At 72.4% G+C, this 10,771-nt stretch carries 12 protein-coding genes; 8 read left to right on the top strand and 4 right to left on the bottom strand.

Translation table 11 applies throughout. The features are described 5' to 3' along the window. The first annotated feature begins 147 nt into the window (after positions 1 to 147). Positions 148 to 615, top strand: a complete 468-nt coding sequence (locus ACFU97_RS41810) for a MarR family winged helix-turn-helix transcriptional regulator (RefSeq protein ID WP_384267355.1) — start codon at positions 148 to 150, stop codon at positions 613 to 615. 116 nt (positions 616 to 731) lie between these two features. Continuing rightward, the gene (locus tag ACFU97_RS41805; protein ID WP_384267405.1) at positions 732 to 2,438 is read left to right on the top strand and encodes an MFS transporter; all 1,707 of its coding nucleotides are present in this window, start codon (positions 732 to 734) and stop codon (positions 2,436 to 2,438) included. 15 nt (positions 2,439 to 2,453) lie between these two features. Here ACFU97_RS41805 and ACFU97_RS41800 read toward each other — a convergent pair whose 3' ends face one another. Next, complete coding sequence (locus tag ACFU97_RS41800; protein ID WP_384267352.1) at positions 2,454 to 2,972, bottom strand: GNAT family N-acetyltransferase; 519 nt, start codon at positions 2,970 to 2,972, stop codon at positions 2,454 to 2,456. Here ACFU97_RS41800 and ACFU97_RS41795 point away from each other — a divergent pair. The 4 genes from ACFU97_RS41795 (at position 2,971) to ACFU97_RS41780 (ending at position 5,539) form a co-directional block, all read left to right on the top strand. Then, positions 2,971 to 3,597 carry a helix-turn-helix domain-containing protein gene (locus ACFU97_RS41795; RefSeq protein WP_384267350.1) on the top strand — a complete coding sequence of 209 codons (627 nt, stop codon included), beginning with the start codon at positions 2,971 to 2,973 and terminating at the stop codon, positions 3,595 to 3,597. The genes ACFU97_RS41800 and ACFU97_RS41795 overlap by 2 nt on opposite strands. Further along, positions 3,594 to 4,802 (top strand): MFS transporter, encoded by a 1,209-nt coding sequence (locus ACFU97_RS41790; protein ID WP_384267348.1) that lies wholly within the window; start codon positions 3,594 to 3,596, stop codon positions 4,800 to 4,802. The genes ACFU97_RS41795 and ACFU97_RS41790 overlap by 4 nt, the downstream gene beginning before the upstream one ends. 137 nt (positions 4,803 to 4,939) lie before the next feature. After that, on the top strand, positions 4,940 to 5,134 hold the full coding sequence (locus ACFU97_RS41785) for a hypothetical protein (protein WP_384267346.1): 195 nt from the start codon (positions 4,940 to 4,942) through the stop codon (positions 5,132 to 5,134). A gap of 129 nt (positions 5,135 to 5,263) precedes the next feature. Beyond that, entirely contained in the window at positions 5,264 to 5,539 is a 276-nt protein-coding gene (locus ACFU97_RS41780) for a hypothetical protein (protein ID WP_384267343.1), read from the top strand. A gap of 356 nt (positions 5,540 to 5,895) precedes the next feature. Here ACFU97_RS41780 and ACFU97_RS41775 read toward each other — a convergent pair whose 3' ends face one another. Further along, positions 5,896 to 6,885 (bottom strand): NAD(P)H-dependent flavin oxidoreductase, encoded by a 990-nt coding sequence (locus ACFU97_RS41775; protein ID WP_384267341.1) that lies wholly within the window; start codon positions 6,883 to 6,885, stop codon positions 5,896 to 5,898. A 139-nt stretch (positions 6,886 to 7,024) separates the two neighbouring features. Between ACFU97_RS41775 and ACFU97_RS41770 the strand changes: the two genes are divergently transcribed. Then, complete coding sequence (locus tag ACFU97_RS41770; RefSeq protein ID WP_384267339.1) at positions 7,025 to 7,534, top strand: hypothetical protein; 510 nt, start codon at positions 7,025 to 7,027, stop codon at positions 7,532 to 7,534. Between the two features lie 33 nt (positions 7,535 to 7,567). On the opposite strand, the gene ACFU97_RS41765 is transcribed toward ACFU97_RS41770, so the two are convergent. After that, complete coding sequence (locus tag ACFU97_RS41765; RefSeq protein ID WP_384267337.1) at positions 7,568 to 7,960, bottom strand: MmcQ/YjbR family DNA-binding protein; 393 nt, start codon at positions 7,958 to 7,960, stop codon at positions 7,568 to 7,570. A gap of 108 nt (positions 7,961 to 8,068) precedes the next feature. Between ACFU97_RS41765 and ACFU97_RS41760 the strand changes: the two genes are divergently transcribed. Beyond that, on the top strand, positions 8,069 to 8,269 hold the full coding sequence (locus ACFU97_RS41760; RefSeq protein WP_384267334.1) for a DUF4177 domain-containing protein: 201 nt from the start codon (positions 8,069 to 8,071) through the stop codon (positions 8,267 to 8,269). Between the two features lie 56 nt (positions 8,270 to 8,325). On the opposite strand, the gene ACFU97_RS41755 is transcribed toward ACFU97_RS41760, so the two are convergent. Beyond that, entirely contained in the window at positions 8,326 to 10,707 is a 2,382-nt protein-coding gene (locus tag ACFU97_RS41755; protein ID WP_384267332.1) for a penicillin acylase family protein, read from the bottom strand. Between the last annotated feature and the right edge of the window lie 64 nt (positions 10,708 to 10,771).

Below are 10,771 nucleotides of genomic sequence, written 5' to 3'. Positions count from 1 at the left end.
TCGGGGAGCGGGGGGCTGGCTAACACCCGGCGCGCCACCCCCGCACAAACCGCCCCGGCCGGCGGCACCGAGACAGGTGCCGCCGGCCGCCGCATTTACTAACAATTGATTGAGCAGTCCCAACTGATAAATCTAGGCTTAGTACCCATGAAGGCGAACAGCGGCGCGGGCAGCGCCGAGACCCGCGACCCGGGCGAGACCGCGCAACTCGCGTCCGACCTGCGGCTCGCGATGGGCCGGGTGACGCGGCGGCTGCGCCAGTCCCACGCCGTGGGGGACGTGTCCCTCTCCGGCGTGTCGGTGCTGGCCCGGCTCAACCACGACGGCCCGGACACGCCGACGTCCCTCGCCGAGATGGAGCGGGTCCGTCCGCAGGCGATGGCGAGCACCCTCACGCTGCTGGAACAGCGCGGTCTCGTCGGCCGCAGCCCCGACCCGGCGGACGGGCGGCGCAGCATCGTGGCGATCACCGACGAGGGACGCGCCATGCTGGCGGAGCGCCGCTCCGAGTCCGTCCACCGGCTGGGCGCCGTCCTCGAGGAGTTCAGCGCGGACGAGCGCGTGGCGCTCGCGGCGGCCCTTCCCCTGCTCGACCGGCTGGCGGAGCGGCTGTGACCGGGCCGTCCGCGTTCGGCGCCCTGCGCTCGGCACGCAGGAAGGACACCCCGGTCGGGCCCGGCTACAAGTGGATCGCGCTGTCGAACACCACGCTCGGCGTGCTCATCGCCACGATGGACGCCTCGATCGTGATCATCTCGCTGCCGGCGATCTTCCGCGGCATCGGCCTCGATCCGCTCGCCCCGGGCAACATCGGCTATCTGCTCTGGATGATCCTGGGCTATCTGCTGGTCTCCGCCGTCCTGGTCGTCGTCCTCGGCCGGCTCGGCGACATGTTCGGCCGGGTGCGGATCTACAACCTGGGCTTCCTGATCTTCGCGTGCGCCTCCGTCGCCCTGTCCCTGGATCCGTTCCACGCGGGGGCGGGTGCACTGTGGCTGATCGTCTGGCGCATCGTGCAGGCCTTCGGCGGTTCCATGCTCACCGCCAACTCCGCCGCCATCCTCACCGACGCCTTCCCCGCCCGGCAGCGCGGCATGGCGCTGGGCATCAACCAGATCACCGCGCTCGCCGGGCAGTTCCTCGGCCTTCTCGCGGGCGGTCTGCTCGCCGCCGTCGACTGGCGCGCCGTGTTCTGGATCAGCGTCCCGATCAGCATCACCGGCACGATCTGGTCCTACCTCAGCCTTCGCGAGACCTCGGCGGGCCGCCCCGGCCGCGTCGACTGGCTGGGCAACCTCACCTTCGCCGTCGGCGCGGGCATCCTGCTCGCCGGCATCACCTACGGCATCCAGCCCTACGGCGGCAGCGCCACCGGCTGGGGCAACCCCTGCGTCCTCACCGGCCTGTTCGGCGGCGCCGGCCTCCTGCTGCTCTTCTGCTACGTCGAGACACGCGTCGCCGAACCGATGTTCAACCTCGCGCTGTTCAAGGTCCGTGCCTTCGCCGCGGGAAACCTGGCCGCCCTGCTCACCGCGATCGCCCGCGGCGGTCTGCAGTTCATGCTCATCATCTGGCTGCAGGGCATCTGGCTGCCCCTGCACGGCTACGACTTCGAGGACACCCCGCTGTGGGCCGGCGTCTTCATGCTGCCGCTCACGGTCGGCTTCCTGATAGCGGGCCCCGTCTCCGGCTTCCTGTCGGACCGGTTCGGCGCGCGGCTGTTCTCGACGGCCGGACTGGTGGTCGTGGCGGTCTCGTTCCTCGGCCTGCTCGCCCTGCCGGTCGATTTCGACTACGGCCTGTTCGCGGCGCTGCTGCTGCTCAACGGGCTGGGGCAGGGCATGTTCTCCGCGCCCAACACGTCCTCGATCATGGGGAGTGTGCGGCCCGAGTACCGGGGTGTCGCCTCGGGCATGCGCTCCACCTTCCAGAACTCCGGCACCGCCCTGTCGATCGGCGTGTTCTTCTCGCTGATGGTGTCGGGCCTCGCCTCGTCGTTGCCCGGGACCCTGAGCAGCGGGCTCCAGGCCCACGGCGTGCCGCCGGGGGCGGCCGAGCATGCCGCCTCGCTGCCGCCGGTGAGCACGCTGTTCGCCACGTTCCTCGGCAACAACCCCATCGAGCACCTGCTGGCGTCCGACGGCGCCCTCGACCATGTCACCTCGGCCCAGCGGGCGGCGCTGACCGGCCACACGTTCTTCCCGCAGCTGGTCTCGGGGCCGTTCCACCACGGCCTCACCATCGTTTTCAGCGTCGCCGCGGGCATGGCCCTGATCTCCGCGGTCGCCTCGGCCCTGCGCGGCAGCCACCAGGTCGCGCACGACGGTCCGCACACGCGGCCCACGAGGCCCTCGAAGCCCACGAAGCGCACGGACCGGCCGGCTCAGGACGGCGACTTCCACGAGAAGGGCCAGCCCCGCGACAACGCGGCGTCGTAGGGGCGCACGCGGAGTTCAGGACAGGGGCAGCCGCATGAGGGTCAGGTCGAGCCAGCGGCCGAACTTGGTGCCGACCTCCGGCACCATGCCGACGTGCTCGAACCCGAAGCGTTCGTGCAGCCGGATCGAGGCCGCGTTCCCGGCCTCGATACCGGCGATCACGACGTGGTGGCCGGCCGCGCGCGCCGCGTCGATGAGCGCGGTCAGCAGCGCGGAGCCGATGCCGAGCCCGTGGTGCCCCTCGCGGACGTAGACCGAGTCCTCCACGGTGTGGCGGTAGCCGTCCAGGGCGCGCCACGGGCCGTAGGCCGCGAACCCGGCCACCTCGCCGTCGGCCTCGGCCACGAACGCCGAGCCGCGCTCCAGATGCGCGGCGAGCCAGCCGACCGCCTCCTTGGGGGACTGCGGGGTCTGCGTCCAGAGTGCCGTCGAGTGCTCGATGGCGTGGTTGCGGATGGCCCGCACGATCTCCACGTCATCGGCCCGCGCCGGACGTACCGTCACCGTCCGGCTTCTCTCGTATATTGGATTCATGTCCAACATAGTAGATCCCCTGGTCGGGCAAATCGCCGCACGGGTCCGCACCGAGCGGGAGCGGCGCCGCTGGACCCTGGCCCAGCTCGCCGACGCCTCCGGCGTCTCGCAGGCCATGATCAGCCGGATCGAGCGGGGCGAGAGCAGCCCGACGGCCGTCGTGCTCGGCAAGCTGTCGGCCGCCTTCCAGCTGAGCGTCGCCTCCCTGCTCGCCCTCGCCGAAGGGACAACGGACGCGGCGGACGCCGGGGACGAGGCGGACGAGGCCGGCCCATCCGCCGGCGGTGCGGGCGTACGCCGCCGGGCCGAGGCGCCCGAGTGGCGCGACCCCGCCACCGGCTACCGGCGCCGCCAGATCACCGGCCCCCGGTTCCCCGCCGAGATCGCCGAGATCCGGCTCCCCGCCGGCGCCCGCGTGCCGTACCCGGCCGCCGCCTTCGCCTTCGTACGGCAGGTCGTGTGGGTCCTCGACGGCCGCCTGACCTTCCACGACGGCGGCACCGTCCACGAGTTGGAGGCGGGCGACACCATCGAACTCGGCGATCCCACCGACCGCGTCTTCGTCAACGACACCGACACGCAGTGCCGTTACGCCGTCGTCCTCACCCGCGACACACGGCCGTGACCCGGCCCCTCCCGCTCGGCGGCACCCTTCTCCTCGCCGTCGTCGCGGGCACGGCGATCGCCAACAACTACGCCGTCCAGCCCGCCCTCGGCGTCGTCGCCACCGACCTGCGCGTCTCCCCGGCCGTGATCGGGCTCGTGCCGACGGCCGCCCTCGCCGGCTGCACGATCGGCTTCGCCCTCCTGCTCCCGCTCACCGACCACCTCTCCCCCGGCCGCCTGGTCGGCACCCAGCTCACCGCCCTGGCCGCCGCGCTCACCGCCGCGGCCGTCGCACCGAACGCGGTCGTCCTCCTCACCGCCTACGTGCTCATCGGCGCGGCCGCGAGCGTCGCCGCCCAGGCGGGCAACATCGCGGGCCGGCACGCCCCGCCCGGGCGCCGTGGAGCCGGCGTCGCCGTCGTGGCCGCCGGGATGTCGGCCGGAATCCTGCTCAGCCGCCTGGTGGGCGGCGCCCTCACCGACCTGCTCGGGTGGCGGCGGATGCTCCTCGTCTTCGCCGGTCTCGCCCTGCTAGGCGCGCTCACCGCCGCCCTGGTGCTGCCCCGGCGGCGGCCGCACTCCGACCGCGGCTACCGCGCGACGCTCGCGGCGCTTCCCCCGCTGCTGCGCGACGTCGCGCCGCTACGGCAGGCGGTGGCGGCGGGAGGCCTGTGGTACTTCGCCTTCACCCTCGTCTGGGTCGCTCTCGCCCTGGCCCTCGCCCGGCCGCCCCACGCGCTCTCCCCGACGGCCATCGGCCTGTACAGCCTGGCCGGGCTCCTCGGCTTCACGGCCCTCCCCTTCACGGGTCGTCTCACCGACCGTTACGCCCCGCGCGCGGTGATCACGGCGTCCGTACTCACCGCCGCGGCCGGGGTCGCGCTGCTCGCGACCGGTCTCGACGAACCGCTCGTCACGGTGGCCGGGCTCGCCCTCTTCGACGCCGGCTGCTTCGCGGCCCAGGCGGCCAACCAGAGCCGCATCATCGCCCTCGACCCCGGCCGCTCCGGGAGCCTCAGCAGCGTCTACCTGGTGCTCTACTTCACGATCGGCGCCGTCGGCACCGCCCTCGCAGCACCGCTGCTCGACGCCGTCGGCTGGCGCGGCACGGCGTGCGCCGCAATGGGCGCGCTGCTCCTGGCAGTTGGCGTCAACGCGCGGCCTGGCGTGGCGCGCAGGCCGGCGGGGACCGAAACCAGGACACGTCACCGCCTGCACCAGTAACGATCTCAGCACAACCTCCCCCTGGAGCAGAACGCTTGCATATCGTCACCAGCTTGACAGGTGACGTGATGGAGTGTGATTCTGAGATCCACCACACGATGGGGACTCGCTCCACATCGATCGAGCGGAGGTTGGCCATGGAGAACCACGGCGCCGTGGACAGTGCAGCGGCAGTACGTCACGCACGCTTCGGGAAGCTGCCCGAGCGCATTCGTTTCGAGGAGATGGTGGAGGAGAAGCAGGCGTCGGCACACGACCCGGCACGGGACGCCTACAACCCCGAGGCGTCGTGGACGTCCTTCTCCTGCGTTGCCGCCGACCTGGGTCTCTGACCCGGCCTCCGATCGGCCTCCGACTCGGCCTCTGACGTGGCCCGATCGGGCGATCAGGGGGAGACAGGGGTCTCACCCGGTCGGCTCGCCCGGCGCGAAATCGGCCGCCGGGGCAGGCACGGTGACTGCATGAACACAGCAGAGCTCAACCCCAGTCGCTCCCGTCACTCCGAGAAGACCAGCTCCCGCATTCCGCGAATACTCGCGGTGGGTGCCGCCCTGGGCCTCGCCTGCGCGGCACTCGCGGGAACGGCCGCACCGGCGATGGCGGCGCCGCCCGCCCCGCACACCAACACGGTCCAGCCCCAGGCCCACGACAACCGCGCCGCCCACCACCGGCACGGCGGCTGGGACGACGACGGCGACGACTGCGACGGCCTGATCGTCCTGATCTGCCACGGCTGACCGTCGACGGTCCGGCCCTGGCCCCAACTCCCCCACCCCTACGACCACTTAGCCGTCTCGACCCATTGATGAGCGGCACCCGAGCCCCGTGACCCGCACCTCGCCCAGCACGAGATGCGAGCCGCGGGGCTCGCCGGCGTCATGGGCCCGACGCGTCGCCCAACTCCAGCCCACCCGCCCGAGCCAACGCCCGCTCCGCCCGTTCCGACAGCGCGCCGACGAGGGCAGCGGCGGGCGCCAGGTCGTTGAACAGGTCACCGCGCCCCGGCCCACAGACAAGAACCGCGCCCCCCAGCCCGCGGCCCGCGACTCGCATCTCGCCCGGCCAGAGCCGCGGGCCCCGCGGCTCACCACCGTCACGCCCCCGACGCGTCGCCCAACTCCAGCCCGCCCGCCCGAGCCAACGCCCGCTCCGCCCGTTCCGACAGCGCGCCGACGAGGGCAGCGGCGGGCGCCAGGTCGTTGATCAGGTCTACGCCCTCGCCCGCCCAGACCGGAAGCGGTGGCAGGTCGCCGCGTGCGACGCCCTCGCGATAGTCCTGCCGGGCCGCCCGGGGGTCGGCGGCGAGGTCGGCCTCGCGGTCCCGCCAGCGGTCCAGGAAGGGGTGGCCGAGCGTGCGTGCCGTGTAGCGCTCCGGCCAGCGCGAACCGCGGGCGATGTCCAGCACGCGGTTGCGTTCCGTGTCCTGTCCGCGGCCCTCCACGATCGCCTTGGCGGCCGCGGGATCGACCAGCGCCTCGCGCGTCGCCTGGAAGCGGGTGCCGAGCAGCGCTCCGGCGGCGCCGAGCGCCAGGGCGGCGGCCACTCCCCGTCCGTCGGCGATCCCGCCGGCCGCGAGCACAGGCACCGGTGCCGCCAGGTCCACCACGACGGGTACGAACGGCAACGTGGAGCGCCCCTTCCGGGCGCCGTGCCCGCCGCCCTCCGTCCCCTGGGCCACGATCACGTCGGCTCCCAGGTCCACCGCCCGCCGCGCCTCGTCCACATCGGTGACCTGAATGATCAGCGACGCGCCGGCCGCCCGGATGCGCGCGGCGAACGGACCGGGGTCACCGAAGGACAGCATCACTGCCCGCGGGCCGTGCTCCAGCGCGCGGTCGACCGTCTCGACGCTGATCGCCCAGGTCTGGAAGCCGATGCCCCAGGGCAGGCCGCCGTCCCCGGTCACGAGCGGCAGTTCCCGGGCCAGCCAGTCCGGGTCTCCCCCGCCCGCGCCCAGGATTCCGAAGCCGCCTCCGCGCGAGACGGCCGCGGTCAGCGCACCCCCGGCCGAGCCGCCCATCGGCGCGAGTGCGATCGGATGCCGTACGCCGAAAAGCTTGGTGAACGCCGTCGTCAAGGCCATGACGGTCATCATCGCCCCTCACCCGCCGGCGCGTCCCCACGGACGCCGGGAATGCCCCGGGCGATCCACTTGTCACTAATGGGACAGGGGAAACGTGGGCCTGACCCGCCCCGGCACGTACGAGAACGGAGCAGGCGACGTGAGCGACACACAGGTCGAGGAGCTCAGAGGGGCCGCACCGACGCCGTCGCCCGAACTGCTGGAGCGAATACGCCGGCATCGGAAGCACACCCTGGAAGTCCTGACCGTCTGCGCCGTCGCCCTGATCCCCTGGACCGTCCTGCTCGCCCTCTCCCTGCCCTCCGGCTACAAGGTCCACCACTGGCGCGTCGCCTGGGTGGGCTTCGACGTCCTGCTCCTGACCGCGATGGCGGCCACCGCGATCTTCGGCTGGCTGCGGCACCGGGCCGTGATCGTGGCGGGACTCGCGACGGCCGTGCTGCTGATCGGCGACGCGTGGTTCGACGTGTCGCTCGCCTTCGGCACCCCGGAGGTCTGGCTGTCGGCGGCGCTGGCGCTGTTCATCGAGCTGCCGCTTGCCGGTTATCTCATCCACCGCGTGATGCGCATGATCTCCCTGGCGCAGTGGCCGAGCAGCGCGGCCGCCAAGACCGACGACGACCGGACGCCCGATCGCGGCGTCTGCTGACGGCCCCGCTCGCGTCCACGTCAGCCGACCGGCTCAGGAACCGCTCGCGTCCAGGTACTCCCGTGCCAGCCGCTTCGGCGCCCGCAGCAGCCACGCCTCCTCGATGAGCTCCTTCAGCTCGACGGTGCCGATCCGGTCGAGGCGGACCAGGACCGCCGGGTAGCCGTCGAAGTGCGGGATCGTGAAGTAGACGCCGGGATCGGAGGCGACCAGGGCTTCCTTCACCCCGACGTCCGCCACCCGTACGCCGAGAATCGGCCCGTCCGGTGCCGCGTCGCCGAGCGCCTCGAGGTCGGGGCGCCGCAGCGGTCGTTCCCAGACGAACAGCTTGTCCTTGACCCGCCACTGCGCGAGCTCCCGCGAGAGCCGTTCACTGCTCTCGGGAAGCGCGAGTGCGAGGTGCCGTACGTCGTCCCAGGTCGCCATCCGACGACGGTAGAACGACGAACACCGATCCGGCAGTGTCCGGCGGTGTGGCGCCGTGGTTGGCTGTTCCCCGCACCGCCGCCCATTCCACAGGAGGACGCCGCAGTCATGTACGAGTACAAGGTGGTCACGTTCAGGGAGTCGCTGATCGGTGACGCGCTGGACAGCGACAAGCTGGAGAAGGTCCTCAACAAGCACGCCGAGGACGGCTGGGGCCTCAAGGCCATCACCTCGGCCGACGTGAAGGGCCGCATAGGCCCCGGTTCGGTGGAGGGGCTGCTGCTCACCTTCGAGCGGCCGCGTTCCTGAAGCGGTTCGACCGCACCCGGCAAAGGGTCCGCGCGATGCGCGGACCCTTTGCCGCGTCAGCGGCGCAGCGTGGTCGTCCGCACCGCCGGATCGGCCGCGATCTCCGCGTCCGTGAAGCGTTCGGTGATCCACTGCTTGCGGGAGAAGAGGCGGGTCTGGTCGCCGAAGTGGAGTGAGGCCGGGTTGGCCGACTGGCCGTAGGTGAGGACGGTGCGGGTGCGGGGGCCGTCCCGGGTCAGTTCGACGGCCATCACGAAGCTGGTGCCGAAGGCGCCTGCGACGGGGCTCCCGGTGCCGGAGTCCGGTCCGGCCTCCACGACGTCGAAGCAGCCCTTGTCCCCGGTGCAGCCCGGCAGCGGGACACCGGCCCATTTCTGTATGTCGCCCAGCGCGACGTCGACCGGGAGGTCCCGTGCGGCGAAGTCCTGGACGGCGTCCGCCAAGGCCCGCCGGACCCGCTCGTCGTCGCCGTCGATACCCCGCGGAGTGGTGAGGGGCTCGGCCGGGTCGTAGGGGACACGGCGCCAGGTGTCCGAGGGGCCGGCCCCGAGCAGGTGGTCGAAGAAGGCGCCCCAGAGCGCGGCACCCCTGCTGCCGGTGTCGGCACGGATGTCCCAGCGGGCGAGGGTGGCGCACGCCTGCCGTACGTCCATCTCCTTGCCGTCGGTGGCCGTCAGGCGCGGGTGGGCCCGGCACATGTTCACCGCGTCGTCGCGGCCGGTCTCCGCCGACAGGACGCGGTTGCCGGTCATCGACGCGGTCAGGGTACTCAGGGTGAAGCCGGGGGCGCCCAGTCCGTCCGTGCCGTTCGCGCGTTCCGCGATCATGCGGAGCCCGAGCTGAGGCCGCTGGCCGAGGCGGGGCTCGGTGTCGTACGTGCCGGGGAGGCCGGTGAGCGGAGCCGCCGGATTCGCGTACTGCGGACCGTTGTTGGAGTTGGCGACGTAGTCGGTACGGCTCAGCCTCGGCTGGTGGGACGGGCCGTGGATGCCCGGTACGAGCGCGTCGGCGTCGCTGCCCCAGGCGCAGGCCGACGTGGAGCCGTCGAGCGCGGTGGGCGTCTCGTCGCCGCCCGGGAGGGTGCACCGCTCGAGCTGCGCGTCGGTCAGGTGCGGCACCACCGAGGAGTCCGTGAAGTAGGTGCGGCCGCTGGTGTCGGCGGCGAGCGTATAGGTCCAGGGGACGCCCTGGTACGTGTCCTGGGCGGTGCGCAGCTGGGTGAGGTTCCGGGCCCTGCCCATGGCCAGCCAGGCGTTCATGGACCGCAGGTTGTCGGCGTTGGCGTCACGGATCGCATAGGCCGTCGTGCTGGTCCAGCCCGAGGACAGGACGGGGCCGAACCGCGAGGTGTACAAGGTGCGTTCGACGGTGGACAGCCGTCCGTCCTTGTCCCGTACGGTGACCGGGACCGTACGGCGCTTCATGTGCTCGGTCCTGCCGTCGACCACGTAGCCGGTGGGGTCGCCGGGGGTGAGTTCGAGGGCGTAGAAGGAGGCGTGCCGGGCGTCGCTCGCGGTGTGCGTCCAGGCGAGGTCGCGGTTGTGGCCGATCTCGACCAGGGGCGTGCCGTAGAGGCCGGCGCCGGAGACGTCCAGGGTGCCGGGGATGGTCAACTGCACCTGGTAGAAGCGGAAGTCGGCGTCGGCCCACGGCAGGTGCGGGTTGGCGAGGACCATCGCATGTCCGGTGCGGGTGATGTCCCGGCCGAGCGCCCAGCCGTTGCTCCCGAAGTCGGCCGCGCGGCCCTGCCGGATGACACCGGACAACGCCGAGGCGCTACGGCCGGACGACGCACCCCCCGCTCGGGTCGCACCGTCCGCCGACGGGGGCTTCGCGTCGCCGATGTCCGGCGCCAACGGCACGGCGCCGGACACCCTGTTGACGTCGTAGACGATGCTCCACAGGTCGAGCGGGGTGACCGGGCGCACCCAGGGCTTGCCCTTGCACCGTGGGTCGGGCAGCCGGTCGGCGCCCGTGTCCCGCAGGTAGCGGTTGTACCCGGCGGCGTATCCCTCGACCATGCGGCGCAGTTCGGCGGTGGGGCCCAGCGGCGCCTTCCGGTCGAGCAGCCGTCGGACGGTGCCCGCACGCAGTTGGCCTTTGAAGTACGTGTCGCTCGCCAGGTTGGCGCCCGGGCCGGAGTCGCCGTCGGGGCCGAAGAATTGGGACCGTTCGCCGCGCAGCGTCGCCACCTGATCGGCGAGTTCGCAGACGTTGTCCTGCGCGAAGGCGTAGCCGTATCCGTACCCGAGTCCGCCGAAGTCCTTCGCCAGGATGTGCGGGATGCCGTACGCGGTGCGGCGGATCTGGGCCGTGTAGCCGGCCTGTCCGTTCCCGTCCCCCGCTCGTGTCCGGGCGTCCGGTCCCGTCGCCGCCGAGGCGGGGAGCAGCGCGAGGGTGGCGGAGGTGAGGCAGAGGGCGGCCACGACGGTGGCCAACCGGCCTGACAGTGGTCGTCTCTGACGTTTTGTCAGTTTTTTTGATCCACTCATGACCGCCACC

The sequence above is a fragment of the Streptomyces sp. NPDC057616 genome (assembly GCF_042800575.1).
Classification (GTDB): Bacteria; Actinomycetota; Actinomycetes; order Streptomycetales; family Streptomycetaceae; genus Streptomyces.
The sequence above is the reverse complement of the archived record's forward strand: the minus strand, read 5'-3'. Positions and strand labels throughout refer to the sequence as shown.